Source organism: Chryseobacterium glaciei (assembly GCF_001648155.1).
In the GTDB taxonomy this organism is placed as follows: Bacteria; Bacteroidota; Bacteroidia; order Flavobacteriales; family Weeksellaceae; genus Chryseobacterium; species Chryseobacterium glaciei.
The window spans coordinates 772,193-793,790 of record NZ_CP015199.1; the positions used below are offsets into that span (position 1 = coordinate 772,193).

The window sequence follows — 21,598 nt, forward strand, 5'->3', positions numbered from 1 at the left end:
ATACATGAAAAAAATCTACTTAATCGTATTTATGATTTTGTTTTCTGGGCTTAAGGCGCAGATTGTGAATATTCCTGATATCCATTTTAAAAATGTCCTTTTAACGACTACTTATCCTGTAGCAATGGGAATTAACGGTTATATTGATATAGATAGTAATAACGACGGTGAAATACAAAAAAGTGAGGCCGATAAAGTTCTGGAAATACATGTCAACATGCCTATGTCTTGGAATCCCATTATGAATGAAATATCTGCTATTGCCTCCTTGCAGGGTATCAAAGAATTTGTGAATTTAAGGAGCGTTTATATTTCAGGATTGCCATCCTTATCATCAATCGACTTGAGCAATCTGACTGATTTGTATAATATCATAATAGAAGACAATAATACTCTAACCTCTATCAATGTTCAGGGTTGTACAAGTTTAACGGATGTGAGAGCCAGTAATATGAACTTATCTAGCTTATTACTACAAAACTGTACCCAATTAAAACGTTTAAACTGCAGCAATGCTAAACTTCAGACTTTAGATGTATCATCAAATACCCTACTGGAAAGTTTAAATGCTTCAACAAATCAATTAACTACAATAGACTTAAGCGGTTTGACTGCTCTTTATGATGGTTATTTAACATGGAATAATCTGACGTCCATTACTTTTAACAACAATACAGCATTAATTTGGTTGAATTTAATTAATAATAAATTACCATCAATCTCTTTTGCACAGGCACCCAATATAAAATTGCTAAGCCTTAGCATTAATAAATTTACCAATTTGGATGTTTCGGGACTTACTCAGCTTCAAGGAATCGATTGTGCATATAATTTATTAACAAGTCTTGATCTTTCACACAATACTAAAATACAAAATTTCAGCTGCGACTATAATCCTAATCTACAGTCTCTATTTATTAAAAATGGAATTAATAATTTCACACAAAACTCACCTTCTTCGCTCTCTAATAACCCGAGCCTTGCTTTTATCTGTGCAGACGATTTTGAGATCTTAAATGCTACCAACTTATTACCGGCAAATACGAACTGTGTTGTCAATTCTTATTGCTCATTTACTCCCGGCGGAACCTTTTATACCGTTGAGGGAAATACAAAATATGACAGTAATAATAATGGTTGTGATACCAACGATCCAAACAAAGCATTTCAAAAATTTAATATTACTAATGGAAGTATTTCTGGAAGCGTTATTGCAAACAATTCAGGAAACTACTCAATTCCATTACAAGCTGGAACCCACACAATCACTCCGATTCTGGAAAACCCAACTTATTTTAATTTTTCGCCAACAAGTATAATCGCGAATTTTCCTACACAAACAAGCCCCTTTAACCAAAACTTCTGTATGTCTGCGAATGGAAGTCACAATGATCTTGAAGTTCTAATTTTTCCGATAGCTGCTGCAGTTCCTGGCTTTGATGCAAAATATAAAATCATTTACAAAAATAAGGGAACAACAACGCAATCAGGAGCTTTTGCTTTCAATTATAATGATGACCTGATGAATTATTTAAATTCTACAGTCTCTCCAAATTCTCAATCAACAGGAGTTTTAAACTGGAATTTCACTAATCTTTTACCATTTGAAACAAGAGAAATAACAGTTACATTTACTTTAAATACCCCAACGCAAACACCTGCTTTGAATGGTGGAGATATACTACATTACACAGCTCAAATCAATGCAGGAACTGATGAAACACCTTTAGACAACACATTTACATTAAACCAAACGGTTGTCAATTCTTTTGACCCGAATGATAAAACATGTCTTGAAGGAGCTTCTATTACCCAGGCTCAGGTTAGAGATTACGTTCATTACTTAATCCGATTTGAAAATAATGGAACAGCAAATGCACAAAACATTGTTGTAAAAGATGTTATTGATACTTCTAAATTCGACATATCAAGTTTAGTTTCGTTGAACGGAAGTCATAATTTTGTAACAAGAATTACAAATCCAAATACTGTAGAATTTATCTTTGAAAACATCCAGCTTCCATTTAATAATGCGAATAACGACGGATATATTTCTTTTAAAATTAAAACAAAATCTACTTTAAACCTTGGCGACAGCTTCAGTAATAAAGCGAATATTTATTTTGATTACAACCATCCAATTATTACGAATAATTATACAACAACGGTTCAGAATGTATTAGCAACATCAGAAATTAATAATGATAAAACTCAGTTCAGCATTTATCCGAATCCTGTAAAAGATGTTTTGTTTATTAAATCAAAAGAAAAAATCGTAAAAGCAGAAATTTACGATGTTGCCGGAAGAATTTTGAATTCAGCAAGTGTAACAGACAATTCGGTCAATGTTTCTGAACTTTCGAAAGGAAATTATATCATCAAATTATCTACAAAAGATAAAACGATGACTCAGAAATTTATTAAGAATTAATTCAAAAAATAAATTATAAAATACAAGACTGTCTTTAAAGGCAGTCTTTTTTTGTGGACTAAACAATTTTCAAATCATTTAAAATTCAATAAAAATTTAAACAATACCTAATAATAGATGGTTTTTATTCCATAATTAAAATTAAAAAGCAAATATTTTTCACAATACTATTTTATTTGTATATTTAGCACACCAAATCACTAACCCATGAAAAACATTTACTTTTTTGTGCTATTTCTAGCACATTTTTCACTCAATGCACAAATTATTAACTTTCCGGATCCTCAGTTTAAGGCTAAATTGCTTTCCGGAAGCCCTACCAACCAAATCACTCAAAACTTAGCCGGGAATTGGGTATCGATTGACACTAATAATGATGGCGAAATACAGCTTTCAGAGGCGGCAAATATTAGAGATATCAATATTTACAGCTCAAATAACAGTCCTTTTCCGATCTCCTCAATAGTTGGAGTAAAATCTTTTGTCAATCTTGAATATCTGGATGTATCCGACTGCCCAAACATTCTTTCTGTAGATGTCAGCGGAATGCAGAATTTGAAACTTGTAAGTTTTGATGATAACACCAATATGTCTTCTGCCAATTTTACAGGCTGCCCAATTCTGGAAAATATCAGTGTTAAGAATGCAAATATTGTAAATCTTGATATTTCTAATCTTCCAAAAATGAATATTTTAACGTGCTCAGACGGAAATGTAGAAACCATTAATTTTTCCGGCAGCACAACGATGAAATATTTATTATGCAGCGGTAATAATATTTCCAGTATTGATGTGAGTTCGCTTGTTAATCTGTACAGCTTCAACATTTTGTCAAATGCATTAACCACTCTTAATGTGAGTAATCTGACGAAGCTTGAAACCCTTACATGCTCGGCCAACCAGCTTACATCGATCAATCTTCAGAACACGCCTAAATTAAAATCACTTGAAGCAAGTTATAATAACCTCTCCACGATCAATCTAAGCCAAAGCCCGATTCTGAATTATTTAAGAATCATCAACAATCAGTTTACAAGTATTGATCTTTCGGCGGTACCTTTGCTGCAGACGCTTTATCTTAATAATAATCAGCTTACTTCGCTTGACATTAGCCATAACACGATCCTTAACTCATTTAATGCTCCCAACAATAATCTGCAGAGCATATTTATGAAGAACGGAAGATTTACAACTGGGCTGTACCAAAATAATCCAAATTTGAGTTATATATGTTGTGATGAAAATGAGATCAATCAAACAATTACGTCAAATAATAGTTATGGTTATACCAATGTTACCGTTAACTCTTATTGCTCGTTCACTCCAGGCGGAACCTTCTATACCATACAGGGAAATACCAAATTAGATCTTAATAGCAATGGATGCGACACGAGCGACCCTAATAAAAGTTACCAAAAATTCAATATTACGGGAGCGGGAATCACAGGAAGCATGATTTCAAATAATTCCGGAAATTATTCTTTTTCAGTTCCGGCAGGAGCTCATACCATTACTCCGATTGTTGAGAATCCGGCTTATTTCAGCATTTCTCCATTAAGTTTTACGGCAACTTTCCCTGCACAGACAAGTCCGTTATCTCAGAATTTTTGCATGACACCGAATGGAACTCATCATGATCTGGAAGTGATTGTTATTCCGATGACTGCAGCTGTTCCAGGGTTTGACGCTAAATATAAGATCATTTATAAAAATAAAGGAACAACAATGCAATCTGGAGCAATTGTTTTTAATTTTAATGATAATCTGATGAATTACTTAACAGCTACAACTGCTCCAAATTCTCAATCCACAGGAACTCTCAATTGGAATTTCATTAATCTTTTACCTTTTGAAACCAAAGAAATTACCGCAACTTTCAAATTAAACACGCCAACTGCAACTCCTCCACTTAACGGCGGTGATGTCCTTCATTACACAGCACAAATCAACGGAGCTACGGACGACACGCCTTTAGATAATACATTTACATTAAATCAAACCGTTGTCAATTCATTTGACCCGAATGACAAAACCTGTCTTGAAGGAACATCCATTGCCGAAACACAGGTTGGAGAATACGTTCATTATCTGATCAGATTTGAAAATACCGGAAACGGAAACGCTCAAAACATCGTTGTAAAAGACGAAATTGATGTTTCAAAATTTGATCTTTCATCCATCGTTTCTCTTAACGGAAGTCATAATTTCATAACAAAAATTACAAATCCAAACACGGTTGAATTTATCTTTGAAAATATTCAGCTTCCTTTTGATGACGCTAATAATGACGGATATGTTTCTTTCAAAATTAAAACAAAATCTACCTTAGTTTTAGGAGATAGTTTCAGCAATACAGCTAAAATCTATTTTGATTACAACCACCCGATTATTACGAATACTTTTACAACAAATATTCAGAATGAAACCGTTTTAGCAATTTCAGAAAACAATAAAAATAAAGATGTTTTCAGCATTTATCCGAATCCTGTAAAAGATATTTTATCAATTAAATCTGATAAAGAAATCGTTAAAGCAGAGATTTATGACACAACCGGACGAATCATTAATTCATCAGGTGTAAAAAATAACTCAATCAATGTTTCTGAGCTTCCAAAAGGAAATTATATCATCAAATTATCTACAAAAGATAAAGCGGTGACTCAGAAATTTATTAAAAATTAATTCAATTCAACAGCCAACCAAAAGACTGTCTTTATAGGCAGTCTTTTTTATGTTTACTAATGAAGATTTTATTGTATTTTTATTAAAGAAGTTTAAAATTAAAAAAATGGAATTTTTACAGGATCATTCTATACAAAATGAGCTGTTATTGATATTTATTTCTGTTCTTTTGGGCGTTTTCATAGGCGCAGAACGAGAATATCGAAACAAATCTGCAGGCTTGCGTACTTTTATTTTGGTATGCTTCGGATCTTGTCTGTTTACCATACTTTCCATTAAAATAGGTGTTCAGAATCCTGACCGCTTGGCCGCAAATATCATTACAGGAATTGGTTTTCTGGGAGCCGGAGTTATTTTTAAAGGAGATAATAAAATCGACGGAATTACCACTGCAACAACGATTTGGGCAACCGCTTCAATCGGAATGGCCGTAGGTTCCGGATACGTTTATTTGTCACTGATGGGAACCGTTTTGGTATTATTAATTTTAAGTTCACTTACTTATCTTCAGGCTTTTATCGATAACAATCATAAGATCAGAGAATATAAAATTGCCATTGTAGCTTCCGATGAAATAAGGCATTGTGAAGAATTATTCAGAAATAATAATTTGAAATATCTGATGATAAGACAGCAATATACCGTAGGAAATCTTGCAACAACCTGGAGACTCACAGGTCAAAATAAACATCATGAAACATTAATTAAACAATTAATGAACGATCCTAAAATAATTGCCTATCAGTTTTAAATTTAGATTAAAAATGTAAAGCATAATTGTCATTTATAATTAATATTGAATAACAAATTCAGTATCATTTTAATGATTTATCGATCATCAATAATTAACTATCCATTTTATCGCTTTTAACTGATAATTCATAACCAAAATCTCCCATTTTCTTTGTAAATTAGGGCAAAATTTTGATTATGACAAAAAAGATACTTTTATCTGTATTTCTTTTGCCGGCTGCCATGGCTTTTGCACAGCAATACGGAGGAATGTGGATCCCAACAGAGCTCAATGAAAAGGAAATGAAAGATTTAGGAATGAAAATCTCTGCTAAAGACATCTTCAATCCTCAAAAAGCAAGCATAAAAGATGCTGTAGTACAGTTCAACGGAGGGTGTACTGCTGAGATCATTTCTCCAAAAGGATTATTATTGACGAATCACCACTGCGGTTTTGGTCAGATCCAGGCTCATTCTACCGTACAAAACGACCTTTTATCAAACGGTTTCTGGGCACAAAATATGAGTACAGAACTTCCAAATCCGGGAGTAACAGTAGACTTTATTGTAGACATTAAAGATGTTTCTAATCAAATTTTAGAAGGTACAGATAACCTTACAGAACCTGATCTTACGAAAAAGATCAACACCAATATTGAGGTTTATAAAAATTCTCAAAAAACAGAATCTTTTCAATCTATTTCTGTAAAACCAATGTATTACGGAAATAAATACTATGCTTACACCATCGAAACATATAAAGACATTCGTCTGGTAGGCGCACCACCACAAAGCATCGGGAAATTCGGTTCTGATACCGATAACTGGGTTTGGCCGAGACATACGGGAGATTTTTCTATGTTCAGAATTTATGCTGACAAGAACAATAATCCTGCAGAATATTCAAAAGACAACGTTCCTTATACACCGAAGCATTATCTTCCGGTTTCTATCAAGGATAAAAACGAGAACGATTTCACATTTGTATTCGGATTCCCCGGAAAAACAACAGAATATCTTCCTGCAATTGCTGTAGAAAAGATCATGAAAGAGATCGATCCTGCAAAAATTGCCGTACGTGATGTTGCTTTGAAAACATTAGACGAAAAAATGCGTGCAGATGATGCAACGCGTATCAAATATGCTTCAAAATTTGCTTCCGTAGCCAATTACTGGAAAAAATGGATCGGTGAAGTTGAAGGGTTAAAAAAATCAAACGCCGTTGAGAAAAAAGTAATGTATGAAGGTTCTTTAGTTTCCAAAAACCACGAGGTAAAAGCAACTTTAGATCAATTGAATAAATTATACAACGATCAGGCTCCTTGTGCTTTAAATAATGCTTACTACACAGAAGTCATTAAAAATGCAGAAACATTAAAGCTTGCAAGTGACTATTACACCTACATTTCTTCTGTAGAATCTGGCAGAATGGATGAAAAAGAGCTTACCAAACTTAAAACAAAACTAACTGCATTTTACAAAGATTACAGCGCAGAATTGGATGCAAAAGTAACCGCAAGACTGCTGGCTTTATATGCTAATAAAACGGCTCCACAATTCTTACCTGCAGGTTTTGACAAGTATAAAAATGAAGCTCAAAATATTCCTGTAATTGAAGATATTTCGAAAAATTCAATTATTACGGGAAGAACTGCTGTAAATGGAGCAAATCTTAGTACAGATATTGAAAAAGCTTTCTCTAATCAGGATAAATTAATTAAAACAATTAAAAAAGATCCTGTTTATCAGCTTTACGTTTCAATAAGAGACACGTATATGAAAACTGCTGATCCTCAATTTACATCTCTTCAGACTAAAATTGATGCGTTGCAAAAAACATATATGGCACAACAAATCGATACGGATAAGGACAGAAAATTCTTCCCGGATGCCAATTCTACGCTTCGTGTAACGTACGGAAAAGTGAAAGGTTCTACGCCAAGAGATGCTGTTTCTTATGGTTTCCAAACGCATTTAGCGGGAGTTATTGAAAAATATGTTCCTGGAGATTACGAATTTGATGTTCCAAAAAAACTGATCGATCTTTACAATAAAAAAGACTTTGGAAATTATAAAGATAAAACAGGCGATGTTCCTGTAGGATTCACAGCAACAAACCACACAACGGGAGGAAACTCTGGAAGTCCGGTTTTGGATGCTAATGGAAATCTTGTTGGTTTAAACTTCGACAGACAATGGGAAGGAACGATGAGTGACATCAATTATGATCCACGTTTCAGCCGAAATATCATGGTTGACACCAAATATATTCTTTTCATTATTGATAAATATGCCGACTCTAAATGGCTTATTGATGAAATGAAAGTGATAAAGTAATTTTTTTAATGATAACTTTAAGAATCTATTTAAATTTTTAATATTAATTTAAATAGATTCTTTTTTATTGTATGAAAGAGCAAATCATAAACTTATTAGCCAATTTTGTAGGAAATGATATCGAAAAATCGTTTCCTCTTCCCTACTTTTTACCTGTCTACCACTGTGTTTCTGATGAAAATTCACCTCATCTTAATCATATCATCAACTATAAAAATGTAAAACAGTTTGAGCAAGACCTAGATTACTTATCAAAGTATTTCCAGTTTGTGAATTGGGGAGAATTTAAAGATTTTATCAACGGAAACTTTACCCCTAAAAATAAAATTACCCTTCTTACTTTTGATGATGGTTTCAGGGAATTTTATGATGTTGTCGTTCCAATTTTAGAGAGAAAAGGAATTTATGCTGTTAATTTTATCAATCCCGCTTTCATTGATAATAAAGATTTGATGTTTCGCTGCAAGGCAAGTTTAATCATTAATGAAATTGAAAAAAATAAAGAAATAAGCCCAGAAATATATAATATTCTTCAGTTTAATAGCGATTCGAAATCAGAAATCAAACAGAAAATATTACAGCTAAATTATCATAAAACAGAAACTCTGGATAAGCTTACAGAAGTACTTGAAATTAACATTAATTCATTTTTAAAAGAACAAAAACCTTATTTAAGCTTCGATCAATTAAAATCATTAACTCAAAAAGGGTTTGGAATTTCCTCTCACAGTTGGGATCATCCTTTGTACAATGAGCTATCTTTAAGTGAAAAACTAGAGACGACCAGCAAAACGTTTGATTATTTAAAGAACAATGATTTTCTTTATGAAAGTTTTGCATTTCCTTTTACAGATTTCGGCGTTGAAAAAGCTTTTTTTGATGAATTATTTAAAAATAAAGAAATGTTCTGTACTTTCGGAAGCGCAGGAATAAAACTCGACAGCGTTTCAAAAAACCTCCAAAGAATACCGATGGAAACTGGAGAAAATGCAGAAACGATCTTAAAAAAAGAAATTACTTATTATCAATTAAAAGGTATTGTAAATAAAAATAAAATTCTAAGGAAATGATACATTTAAAAACATTTAATAAAAAACAATTGGGGGAATTTGTATCATCCGGAGATTTCAAAAAATACGATTTTCTACCAATTACAGCACACAGAGCTCAATCTCACATCAATAATCCAAAAGCAAATGATGATCAAACGTTACTTATTTTAGCGTTTGACGATGACAATCTAGCTGGTTATATTGGTTGTTTCCCTGATAATTTCATCATTGATGGAAAAATATTTAATTATGCATGGTTGAGTACGTTATATGTAAGCAGTAATTTTCGAGGAAAAAGAATTGCTCAATCCCTTTTACAAAAGGCGTTTGAAGAATATCATGAAAATCTGGCGCTCACAGAATTTACAAAGGAAGCAGAAGGACTTTATAACAAAATGGGGACTTTTGAATACATTCAGCCTAAAGTTGGTAAGCGATATTATTTCCGGACAGATTTGGCAACGATAATTCCGTCAAAAAAGCCTAAAACAGAGCATCTACAGCCACTTCTCAGCTTAGGAGATTCCGTATTAAATTCTCTTATTTCAGTAAAAAACTGCTTCATCCAAAAACCTGATTTCAAATTTGAAATTCTTGATAAAATAGATGCAGAAAGCACTGATTTCATATCAAAATTTTACAGCAACAGAAATGCAGAAGAACTCAATTGGGCAATAGAAAATCCGTGGGTTTTGGAAAGTAAAAATAAAGAAGAAAACTATTTATTTTCCAGCTTTTCTGAAAGCTTTAAATATTTTTGGATAAAAATTTATGATAAGAAAAACACTTTAAAAACTTGTGCGCTTTTGTTTGTAAGAGATGGTCACTTAAAAATATCCTATTTGTTTTCAATATCTGATTTGGAACAGTTTGTTACATTTTTAAGCTATTTTATCGTTAAGAATAAAATTAATTCTTTAACAAGCTATCAAACGGAATTCAACAAAAAAGCAGAATCGATGAATATATTTCCAAACATCCATCAGCGAAATATGGAAAGGCGGTATATGTTTCACAAACAACTTATTAAAAACCTTCCTGACCACTTTGATCCTCATTTTCAGGATGGAGATGGTGATTGTGTGATGACATAAAAAAGAGGCTTTTAGTAAGCCTCTTTTTGTTTTAATACTACTTGGGATATTGTTTTATTGTGTTTTTGACAGGATTTCATCCTGCCCTTTGTTAAGTCGCCACTTCGTGGCTCCCATTTTTAATGTCCGAAGATATCTTTTAAAGTCAATTCTTTAAACTCTCCCATTTGGTTGACGGCTTCCATATTCAGGTTTTCTCGTTTCCCAATAATGGCGGTATTGAAATGAACAGGTTTTATTTCGGTCTGATAAAACTGCTTCACATCATCAAATTTCAGACTTTGAATCTGCTGATAAATATCTTTCCTAAAATCATGCGAAATGCCTATTTTTTTTAACCTTAAGGTATTGAAGAAAATAGTAGTTCGTGTAATTCTTGTTGATGCAATTTGTTTTAAGGCGGCATTTCTGGCATTTTCAAATTGAGTTGGTACTTCAGGAAGTTCACTCATCAATTCGCTCATTGTGTCAACTGCAATCTGCAATTTATCGGGCTGTGTTCCGATGTATGTCGTAATATAATCCGGATGTCCCGATTCCGCGTTGGCAGCATAAGAAACGTATGCAGAATACGCCAAACTCTTGCTCTCACGGATTTCCTGAAAAACAATGGACGACAATCCTCTTCCGAAATATTCATTGAAAACATTGATTTTTCCGAAGTTTGCGGTGTTGACTTCATTTCCTCTTCCAATTTTACTCATTTCCATTTGAACCATGTCATAGTTCATGAAATAGACATTTCCTTTAGTTTCCGGTTCAGGATATTTTTTAGGCTCAGGAATTTGAAGACTTGCCGTTTCAATATATTTTTCAATATAATTAGTAAAGTTTTCAAAGTTTTTCCCGTAGAAAAATAGTTGATAAGGATAATCAAACAGTTTTTTCATTTTGTCTGTAAACACTTCAACATTCGTACTTTCCAATTCTTCTTTAGAAATAATATCTGTAAAACGTGAAAATTCGCCGAGCTTTGTATAGTTCGTCAAAGCCGTCATAATACGGTTTTTATCTTTTTTTACCGCTTCACGATTTTCAAGAATGGTTTCCACAAACTGATTGTAAATTTCCTGATCTGGCTTTACGTTATGCATCCAGTGTTGAAGCAATTCAATTCCCTGTTCAAGGTTTTCTTCTAATCCGCTCAATGAGATCAAAAGTTGATCGGCAGAGGTTTTAAAATCGTTGCTTACTCCAATTTTAAAGAACTCTTTTTTAAGATCTTCGGGAGAAAATTTTTCCGTACCGAGATATTGAAGAACTTGGGTAGAAATCCCCAAATCTCTGTCGTGATCGCTTCCAAAAGGAAAAATAAAGTGAGCCTGAGCAATTTCATTATATTTATTTTTAACGAAACTCAGTTTCTTATCTTTAACCGTAGCTGTTTTTATTTCTTTTTGATAATCAATAAATTCAGGTTGAATATCTGCTGTTTTTTCTGCTAAAATCTCCTGTAAAAATTCAGATTGCGCTTCACGGTTGATTTTTATTGGCGTAATTCCAGGGTTATCAACTCTTAATAATTTATCGTTAACTCCTTTTTCTTTGTTGATGATAACGTAATTATCTTTAAAGAACTCATTCGAAAAATCTACAACTTCTTCTTTGGTAACGGTAGAATATTCATCCATCTCGCTCAGTTCCTGTTCCCAAGTTCTGCCTTTGATGTAAGTATCATAAAGATTTGTTGCAAGGCCATCAGCTGTTTCCAACGCTTTCATTCTTTGAAGTTTAAAATCGTTGATGATGGCAGGAAGCATCCAATCCGGAAAATCTCCTTTTTTCAGCAATTCGATCTGCTCCAATACCATTTCTTTGGCTTCATTCAACGTTTGCATTTCTTTTGGAACGGCAACAATTGAAAAATATCCGTATTCTTTCAACCCAACCGAAAAAGCCTGTGCCCAAAGCATTCTTTGCGTCTGGTTAATATTTAAATCTAATAATCCAGCTTCTCCTCTATTGCTTAAAATATTTGCTACAATATCGGCTAATATCGCTTCTCGGCTTCCATAGCTCCCGGTTCTCCAAGCCAATTGAGTTCTCGGAGTTGTCGGACTTTTTACTGTTCTTTCTACAATCTCAGTAAGTGGTTTTTCAATGATTGGGCTCTTCTTTGGTAATTCTTTGTAAGGAATTGCTTCAAAATACTGATCTACAAGCTGAATTGTTTCTTCAAAATCCAGATCACCCACGAAAACCATTGCATAATTATTAGGAACATAATATTCATCAAAATATTTATGAATAGCCTTCATAGAAGGATTTTTCAAATGTTCCGGTTTTCCTAAAGTCGTTTGCTGACCATTCGGATGGGTTGGAAAAAGAGCATCCATCAGCTCATAATTCACCAACCTTGAATCATTATCCTGCGCTCTGTTGAACTCTTCGTAAACTGATTCTAATTCAGTGTGAAAAAGTCTTAACGTTAATTCAGAAAATCTTTCTTTCTCGACTTTCAGCCATTTTTCAAGTTCATTATTCGGAATGTTATTTTTGTAAACAGTTTCGTCAAACCAAGTGTGGGCGTTCGTTCCGCTTGCGCCTAATGAAGAAATTACCTTATCATATTCATTTGCAATCGCATACTGACTCGCTTCCTGAGAAACTTCATCTATTTTTGTATAGATTTCTTTCTTTTTTTCAGGGTCTTGTTCTGTTTTATGTTGCTCGTATAAGTCAGAAATCTGGTCTAATAAAACCTTTTCCTTTTCCCAGTTTTGAGTTCCTAATTTTGAAGTTCCCTTAAACATCATATGTTCAAGATAATGTGCCAACCCTGTATTGTCAGCCGGATCGTTATTACTTCCAGTTCTCACAGGAATGTAGGTCTGAATCCTCGGAGCATCAAAATTCTGAGCAAGAAAAACCTTCAACCCGTTTTTTAGGGTATAAATTCTTACTTTATTTTCGTCCTGAGTTATGGTAGTATATTCGTAGTTATTTTTATCGGTATGAATCGTCTCCTTATATCTTTTGTCGGTCATATATAAATTCATTTTCATTCTTTTAAGATTAGAATGTATACAAATGTAAGCAATCAAAAAAGAACACTTTCTACTTTTCCTATTATTACATCTATTGCAACGATAATTAATTATGAATTACTTATTTCCAATTACTTATTATTTATTTTTCAGGAGCTATTTCGCGCTATCCACTCATACTCCTCACGCCAGCGCTCCCAACACCAAACCCTCCAACTTTCCCACTTCCTGTTGCGGGGTAACCGTTACTATCGCGGCTAGGCTTTTGTCTGTAAATTATTATGCAACCATCCAATCAAAGATTTTTTTCATTGAACTTTTATATTATTTTTCTTCCAAAAAGCCTTGGCAAGGTTTAAAACCTTGCCAAGGCTCCCCAACAACAAAATCCATCCTTTCCTTCTCACCTTTCTTAGCCTTTTTCCAAAATAATTATCTAAGTTTGCATTAAGTTTTCCCAAAATTACAACCATGTCCGGAAACATTCTGATCATCGATGATGAGATCAAGCTCCTGAAATTATTAGGAATGATCCTTTCCCAAGAAAATTTTAACGTAAAAGAAGCTTCCACAGCGCGTTCTGCAATGACGATGTTGGAGCAATATGACTTTGATGTTGTGTTGAGCGACGTCCGGCTTCCCGATGCTTTCGGAGTTGATCTTGTGAAATCTATCAAAGCAAAATATCCTCATCTGGAAATTATTTTAATGACCGCTTTCGGAAATATCACGGATGCTGTTCAGGCGATGAAAAACGGAGCTTACGATTATTTAGTAAAAGGTGATGATAACGAGAAAATTATTCCGTTGGTCTATAAAACGTTGGAAAAAGCAAAAGACAATAAATCCAAGATTGTTCAAAAAAGCAATATTCAAAAAGGATTCAATCAAATTATTGGAATTTCTCCTTTAATTATTCAGGCTAAAAAACTGGCAGAGAGAGTTGCCTTAACAGATGCAACCGTTCTTTTAACGGGCGAAACCGGAACCGGAAAAGAAGTTTTTGCTAACGCCATTCATGAAGGAAGCGACAGAAATAAAAATAATTTTGTAGCGATTAATTGCTCTGCATTCAGCAAAGAAATTTTAGAAAGCGAACTTTTCGGGCACAAGCAAGGCTCTTTTACCGGAGCTATAAAAGATAAAAAAGGTTTAGTAGAAGAAGCTAACGGCGGAACTTTATTTCTTGATGAAATTGGTGAAATGCCCATCGAGCTTCAGGCAAAATTACTTCGTGTCTTGGAAACCAAAGAATTCATGAGAATGGGTGAAACGAAGGTCTCCAAATCAGATTTCAGATTAATTGCTGCTACCAATAGAAATTTAGAAGACGAAATAAAACAGGCCCATTTCAGAGAAGATCTGTATTTCAGGTTGAATGTTTTCGAAATCAATCTTCCTCCCCTTCGTGAAAGAAAAGAGGATTTAAAAGTTTTAGCTAAAAATTTCATTGATATTTTTTCGAACAAACTGCATTTGTCCTCCGTTAATGTTTCCTCGGAATATTATAAAGAATTAGAAAAAAACGACTGGAAAGGAAATATCCGCGAATTAAGAAATACCATCGAAAGAAGTTTAATCTTAATGAACGATAATATTTTAGATACAGAAAGTCTTCCCCATTACTCTGAAAAAGTGACTTCTACAGAAAAAGATTCGTTAAGTATGCGATCTTTAGAAAAAGAACATATCCAAAAAGTGATTCAATACACCAAAGGAAACAAAGCGGAAGCAGCAAGACTGCTTGAAATTGGTATTGCAACGTTGTACCGCAAATTGGAAGAATATAATTTAAGATAAAATTTAACCATTAAGATTTTATTTAAGATGTTAAGAATATTAAGATGAGCTTCGCTTTAAGCTTAAAAAAATCAGAATGATTTTACCTTAATTAAACTAAACTTCTTAAATAAAATCTTAATGGTTAAAAAATAATTCAATATTCTATAAACCTATCATTATAATAATGAGCCTATCATTTTGATAGGCTTTTCTGTTTTGTGGCATCACTTCCAAATCCCGCAATACACTATCAATAAACCACTTACCTTACATTTAAATAAAACGGACTTTCTTTTGGCATATAGAATTTAAATAAAATATTCTAAAAATGACAATTTCAAGAAAAACGTTCAAAAAACGGGAGCATTCAAAATTCAACTTTTTGATTGTATCGTATGTACTTTTTACTTTATTAACCTTAATTGTAACATCATGATGCTCATTAGTTTAATACTGATTTTCGCAGTACTGTTTTGGCTTTTATACAAATCTGTTGATTTTTTCGACAAAATATAAAAAATTATGTGGAGTTTATTTATCCTTTCAATACTAGCCTTTGGGTACATCTGTTATGTTTTAACGAAACCTGAAAAATTTTAATCAAAATCATGAATACAGAAATTTTAGGCATCATAGCGATGTTCGCAATCACATTAGGTATTGGCATTTTCTTAGGGAAATACATTGCTGATGTTTACGGTTATAAAAAGACTTTTTTAGATAAAATTTTTCAACCGATTGAAAATGCTATTTATAAAGTTTCAGGGATCAACCCTAGCCGCCAGATGACTTGGAAACAGAATATGTTTGCCATGCTGACCATTAATTTAGTTTGGTTCATCATCGGATTTTTCATCTTATTAAATCAATCATTACTTCCCTTAAACCCAGACGGTAACCCGGATATGTCGCCCGATCTGGCTTTTAATACCGCAATTTCTTTCTTAGTAAACTGTAATCTACAGCATTATTCGGGAGAAACGGGAGTCAGTTATTTAAGTCAGTTATACTTAATGTTTTTACAGTTTGTAACAGCTGCTACCGGAATGGCTGCTATGGCCGTACTTTTCAAAGCATTTAAAGAAAAAACGACTACAGAATTAGGTAATTTCTTCGATTTTTTCACCAAATCAATGATTAGAATATTAATTCCGATCAGTATTCTGGTCGCTTTTATTCTTTCTGCCAACGGAACGCCGATGACTTTCGAAGGGAAAGACCATATCACGAATCTTGAAGGTCAGAAAGTGGATGTTTCCAGAGGTCCGGTTGCTGCTTTTGTGGCAATTAAACACTTAGGAACAAATGGAGGAGGATTTTTCGGAGCCAATTCAGCACATCCGCTTGAAAATACCAATTACATGACCAATATGACGGAAATGGTTACGCAGATGATCATTCCTTTTGCATTGGTTTTTGCGTTAGGATTTTATTTAAAGAAAAGAAAACTTTCATGGACTATTTTCACTGTAATGACCATTGGTTTTCTAGCACTTGCCGTGCCGAATGTTGTAAATGAGACTCGTGGAAATCCATTAATTACAGAAATGGGAACCGATAATCATTTGGGTGCGATGGAAGGAAAAGAGATCCGTTTCGGAAGCGCCTCTTCAGGATATTGGAGTATTGCAACCACCGTAATTTCTACAGGTTCTGTGAACTCGATGCACGACAGTACGATGCCACTTTCAGGAATGAATCAGCTTTTAGCGATGATGATCAACTGTTTCTACGGTGGCTGTGGTGTCGGAATTCTGAACTACTTCATATTCATCATTCTTGCCGTATTTATGAGCGGTCTGATGGTGGGACGAACCCCCGAATTTATGGGTAAAAAGATTGAAGCTAAAGAGATGAAAATAGCGATGATCGTTGCTTTATTCCATCCATTTTTAATTCTTGTCGGTACCGCTTTAACGGCTTACTTTCCTGAATTCGGAGCCAAGACATTAAATAATCCTGGATTCCATGGTTTTAGTGAAATGTTGTATGAATTCACTTCATCATCCGCCAACAACGGATCCGGATTTGAAGGATTGGGAGACAACACCCCTTGGTGGAATATCTCAACAGGAGTTGTGCTGCTGTTATCAAGATTTATCCCGATCATCGGCCCGATTGCGATTGCAGGATGTTTAGCTCAGAAAAAATACATCCCGGAAAGTGCAGGAACTTTAAAAACGGATACCGCAACTTTTGGATTTATGACTTTAGCCGTCATTCTTTTAATCGCTGCCTTGTCTTTCTTCCCTGCTCTTACATTAGGGCCTATTGCAGAACAACTTCAATATTTTTCTAAATAAAAATCAAATAATTAAACCATTAAGATTTATTTAAGAAGTTAAGAATATTAAGCTAATTATAATCAAATCATTAAGCTTAAAATATTCAGAGAATATTTTCTTAACTCAACTTAACTTCTTAAATAAATCTTAATGGTTCAAATAAAAAAAATCATTCAAAGCAATGAAAAATCAATCACAAACATTGTTTCAAAAAGATTTGGTCAACGAAGCTATCAGACAGTCTTTCGTTAAGCTGAATCCGAAAATCATGTTTAAAAACCCTGTTATGTTTCTGGTAGAAATCGGAACAATCGTTATGTTCATCGTGAGCTTATTTAGCTTGTCGGGTGACAAAACACAGGGCAGTTTTACCTATAATTTCTTAGTATTCATTATCTTATTTTTCACTGTTTTATTTGCCAATTTCGCCGAAGCTATCGCCGAAGCAAGAGGAAAAGCACAGGCAGATACCCTAAGAAAAACCAGAGAGGAAACTCCGGCTAAATTAATCGTAGACAACAAACCTGGATTTCAAGTAGAAACAGCTTTAAAAATGTCTGCTGAAATGAAACTGGGAGATATTTTCCTTTGTGAAGCAGGCGACCAGATCCCGATGGATGGTGAAATTATCGAAGGTTTAGCAACAATCGATGAATCAGCCATTACAGGAGAAAGCGCGCCCGTTATCAGAGAATCAGGTGGAGATAAAAGCTCCGTAACAGGCGGTACAAAAGTACTTTCCGACAGAATAAAAGTAAAAGTCACCACAAAACCGGGTGAGTCTTTTCTAGATAAAATGATTGCCCTTGTAGAAGGTGCATCAAGACAAAAAACACCTAACGAGATCGCTTTAACCATATTGTTAGCCGGGTTTACCCTTACTTTCATTATCGTTACAGTTACTTTAAAGCCTTTTGCAGATTATTCGCAGACGCCAATCACCATTGCGGCATTTATATCACTTTTCGTTTGTTTGATACCCACAACGATTGGAGGTCTGCTTTCTGCGATTGGAATTGCGGGGATGGACAGAGCTTTAAGAGCCAACGTTATCACAAAAAGTGGTAAAGCGGTTGAAACTGCCGGAGATATTGATGTCTTATTACTGGATAAAACAGGAACCATTACCATTGGAAACCGTAAAGCAACCCAATTTCATCCTTCTAATAATATTGATATTAATGAATTTATAAAAGCTTCGGCGTTAAGTTCTGTTGCCGATGAAACTCCGGAAGGAAAATCAATTATAGAATTAAGCGAATTAAAATCTGAAGACTTGCTTGTTCCAAATCCTGTCTATATTGATTTTACGGCCGAAACCAGAACTTCAGGTATTGATTTTGAAAACACAAGAATTAGAAAAGGAGCTTACGACACAATTAAAAAACTGACTGAAAAAGCCGGAAATATTTTCCCTCCCGAAACTCAGGAAGCAACAACTAAAATTTCTGAAAACGGAGGAACTCCTTTAGTCGTTTCTGTGAATGAAGAGGTTTGGGGCGTTATTGAACTTCAGGATATTATCAAAACAGGAATTCAGGAACGTTTTCAACGATTGAGAAAAATGGGTGTGAAAACGGTGATGGTAACGGGAGATAATCCTTTAACCGCCAAATTTATCGCAGAAAAAGCCGGAGTAGATGATTTTATCGCAGAAGCTAAACCTGAAGACAAGATGAATTATATCAAAAAAGAACAGCAGGAAGGTAAACTGGTTGCGATGATGGGTGACGGAACGAATGACGCGCCCGCTCTTGCTCAAGCCGATGTCGGTGTTGCGATGAACAGCGGAACTCAGGCCGCCAAAGAGGCAGGAAACATGGTTGATTTGGATAATGATCCAACAAAATTGATTGAAATCGTAGAAATCGGAAAACAATTATTAATGACTCGTGGAACATTGACCACTTTCAGTATTGCGAATGATGTTGCTAAATATTTTGCCATTATTCCGGCATTGTTTATCACTTTTATTCCGGCGCTTCAGAAATTGAATATCATGAATCTTCACAGTCCGGAATCAGCGATTTTATCTGCAATCATATTTAATGCGATCATCATTCCGATCCTTATTCCATTGGCTTTAAAAGGCGTTGCTTATAAACCAATTGGGGCAAGTGCTTTATTAAGAAGAAATCTTTTGATCTATGGTTTGGGAGGAATTATCGCACCATTCATTGGAATAAAGATTATCGATTTATTTATCAGTCTATTCTTTTAAAAATTAAAAAAAATGAAAATTTATCTTATTTCAGCGTTGAGATTATCTCTTGTAATGCTGGTTGTGGTAGCACTTTATTTAATCTTTGTTTTTGCAGGTTCTAAAATTTTACCAACACAGGGAAATGCAGAGATTATCAATTATAAAGGACAGAAATTTTACGCCAATATTGGTCAGGATTTCAAATCTATAAAATATTTTCACGGTCGTCCATCTGCTGTAGATTATAATGCGGCAGGAAGTGCAGGAAGCAACAAAGGGCCAAGTAATGAAGAATATTTGCAAACAGTTCAAAAAAGAATCGACACTTTAAAAATGCAAAATCCAGAAATGAATACGGCGAAAGTTCCTGTAGAATTGGTAACCGCAAGCGGAAGCGGATTAGATCCTGATATTTCTGAACAAGGTGCTTTATACCAAGCTAAAAGAATTGCTAAAGAAAGAAATATCTCTCTGGAAAAAATTGAAAATCTTATTAATAATCAAACAGAAAAACCTCTTTTGGGACTTTTCGGGCCATCAAAGATTAATGTTTTAAAGCTAAATATCGCTTTAGATCAAACTAAATAATTTAAATAACAACGTCATTATCAATATTTATATAATGAAATCAAAAACTATTCACGCTGCATTTTTTTTAGTATTGACTACTGTAAGTCAAATTAATGCTCAGGAAATTCAAAAAGACTCAATAACAATTAAGCCTAAAGATTCCTTAACCACAAAAACTGATTCTAAAATCCCGTTCGAAGGCTATGACTTGAGCTGGATCAACGGACAAAACCGTCAGACAGATTTTCCTTTAACCTTAAAAGATAAAGATGGAGAAACAATTTTAACGGGTGTAACTTATGTTGATGCTTATTACAACTACGATTTCCGTAATCCACAAGATAATACGCACACCATTTCATCAGCAATTGGTCGTTCGAATGAGGTAACGATTAATATGGCAAGTATTGGTTTGGAAACCAACTATAAAAATATGATCGGACGTTTATGGCTACAATATGGGCAAATGGGTTCTATTGTTCAGGATTTGGATGGAACGGTGAATCATGGTAAAAATACCAACGTAAATAATTTAAAAAACATCCGAGAAGCCGCAGCAGGATATCATTTCAACGTAATGCACGGTTTAAATGTAGAAGCCGGGATTTTCATGAGCTACATTGGTCTGGAAAGTTATGTTTTAGGTGAAAACTGGAACTATCAAAGAAGTTTGGTCTGCGATTTTACGCCTTTCTATTTTCAGGGAGCGAGAATTCAGGCATATCCATCAAAAAAATATAAGGTTGAACTTTGGGTGTTGAATGGTTGGCAAACATACAATTCATGGAATAAAGGTCTTGGATTGGGAGTTTCAAACTACTACCGCCCGAATGAAAATATTCAGCTCGTTGCCAATTTTTATTTAAACGGAAAAGATACCCGTAACAATCCTGATGTTAAACGTTTTCACCATGACCATAGCATTGTAGCGAGATATTTCCACAATAAAGAGAGCAAAGGTTTGTCACAGGCTGCATTCAGTATCAACAACCATTACGGATTCCAGAGCGGAGGCGGTTTGAAGGCAAAAGACAATTACATGATCGGAACTTCAATTGCCAACAGACTTTGGTTCCATCATAATAAAGTCGCTTTATCCTTAAGAGCAGATGCCGTTTCAAATCCCGGGGCTTATTTGGCCTTCTCCCCTTCTCCGGTTCCTAACAATGATTTTAATGATGCTATCGCAAAAGGAGAAAAACTAAAAATGTTTCAGGGAACAGCAACTGTTGACATTATGCCCAATCAGTTCGTAACCTTCAGGTTAGAATACGGATTTAGAAAAAGTAACATCCCTTATTTCGCAGGTTCTGGCGGAACAACAAGCCCGGATGGATGGATCGACACTCCGATAGATTCTTGGAGACCCGATTTAAGAAAGTCTGACAGCAGATTAACATTAGCAGTAATGTTCAGACTGTAACTGACAAAATAATTTTTAAT

Annotated in this window: 12 protein-coding genes; 11 read left to right on the forward strand and 1 reads right to left on the reverse strand. The window is 34.3% G+C overall.

Features of this window, described 5'->3' with window-relative positions; genetic code table 11:
* Positions 1-4: 4 nt before the first annotated feature.
* The 6 genes from A0O34_RS03410 to A0O34_RS03435 all read left to right on the forward strand — a co-directional run bounded on the left by A0O34_RS03410 (position 5) and on the right by A0O34_RS03435 (position 10,328).
* Positions 5-2,431 carry a DUF7619 domain-containing protein gene (locus tag A0O34_RS03410; RefSeq protein ID WP_066751190.1) on the forward strand — a complete coding sequence of 809 codons (2,427 nt, stop codon included), beginning with the start codon at positions 5-7 and terminating at the stop codon, positions 2,429-2,431.
* Positions 2,432-2,638: 207 nt separating this feature from the next.
* A complete protein-coding gene (locus A0O34_RS03415) occupies positions 2,639-5,113 on the forward strand; it encodes a DUF7619 domain-containing protein (protein WP_066751192.1) in 2,475 nt (824 codons plus the stop codon).
* A gap of 106 nt (positions 5,114-5,219) precedes the next feature.
* Positions 5,220-5,864, forward strand: coding sequence for an MgtC/SapB family protein (locus A0O34_RS03420; RefSeq protein ID WP_082891238.1), 645 nt, complete (start codon positions 5,220-5,222; stop codon positions 5,862-5,864).
* Between the two features lie 179 nt (positions 5,865-6,043).
* A complete protein-coding gene (locus A0O34_RS03425) occupies positions 6,044-8,182 on the forward strand; it encodes a S46 family peptidase (RefSeq protein ID WP_082891089.1) in 2,139 nt (712 codons plus the stop codon).
* A gap of 71 nt (positions 8,183-8,253) precedes the next feature.
* Positions 8,254-9,252 carry a polysaccharide deacetylase family protein gene (locus A0O34_RS03430; RefSeq protein ID WP_066751195.1) on the forward strand — a complete coding sequence of 333 codons (999 nt, stop codon included), beginning with the start codon at positions 8,254-8,256 and terminating at the stop codon, positions 9,250-9,252.
* The gene (locus A0O34_RS03435) at positions 9,249-10,328 is read left to right on the forward strand and encodes a GNAT family N-acetyltransferase (RefSeq protein WP_066751197.1); all 1,080 of its coding nucleotides are present in this window, start codon (positions 9,249-9,251) and stop codon (positions 10,326-10,328) included. Before A0O34_RS03430 ends, A0O34_RS03435 begins: the two co-directional genes overlap by 4 nt.
* A gap of 119 nt (positions 10,329-10,447) precedes the next feature.
* Here A0O34_RS03435 and A0O34_RS03440 read toward each other — a convergent pair whose 3' ends face one another.
* A complete protein-coding gene (locus tag A0O34_RS03440; protein ID WP_228394347.1) occupies positions 10,448-13,327 on the reverse strand; it encodes a M16 family metallopeptidase in 2,880 nt (959 codons plus the stop codon).
* Positions 13,328-13,786: 459 nt separating this feature from the next.
* Between A0O34_RS03440 and A0O34_RS03445 the strand changes: the two genes are divergently transcribed.
* The 5 genes from A0O34_RS03445 to A0O34_RS03465 all read left to right on the forward strand — a co-directional run bounded on the left by A0O34_RS03445 (position 13,787) and on the right by A0O34_RS03465 (position 21,578).
* On the forward strand, positions 13,787-15,115 hold the full coding sequence (locus A0O34_RS03445) for a sigma-54-dependent transcriptional regulator (RefSeq protein ID WP_066751200.1): 1,329 nt from the start codon (positions 13,787-13,789) through the stop codon (positions 15,113-15,115).
* A 590-nt stretch (positions 15,116-15,705) separates the two neighbouring features.
* Positions 15,706-17,400 carry a potassium-transporting ATPase subunit KdpA gene (gene kdpA, locus A0O34_RS03450; protein ID WP_066751202.1) on the forward strand — a complete coding sequence of 565 codons (1,695 nt, stop codon included), beginning with the start codon at positions 15,706-15,708 and terminating at the stop codon, positions 17,398-17,400.
* Positions 17,401-17,563: 163 nt separating this feature from the next.
* The gene (gene kdpB, locus A0O34_RS03455) at positions 17,564-19,603 is read left to right on the forward strand and encodes a potassium-transporting ATPase subunit KdpB (RefSeq protein ID WP_066751203.1); all 2,040 of its coding nucleotides are present in this window, start codon (positions 17,564-17,566) and stop codon (positions 19,601-19,603) included.
* Between the two features lie 12 nt (positions 19,604-19,615).
* On the forward strand, positions 19,616-20,173 hold the full coding sequence (kdpC, locus tag A0O34_RS03460) for a K(+)-transporting ATPase subunit C (RefSeq protein ID WP_066751206.1): 558 nt from the start codon (positions 19,616-19,618) through the stop codon (positions 20,171-20,173).
* Between the two features lie 34 nt (positions 20,174-20,207).
* Complete coding sequence (locus A0O34_RS03465; protein WP_066751209.1) at positions 20,208-21,578, forward strand: outer membrane beta-barrel protein; 1,371 nt, start codon at positions 20,208-20,210, stop codon at positions 21,576-21,578.
* Positions 21,579-21,598 lie beyond the last annotated feature (20 nt).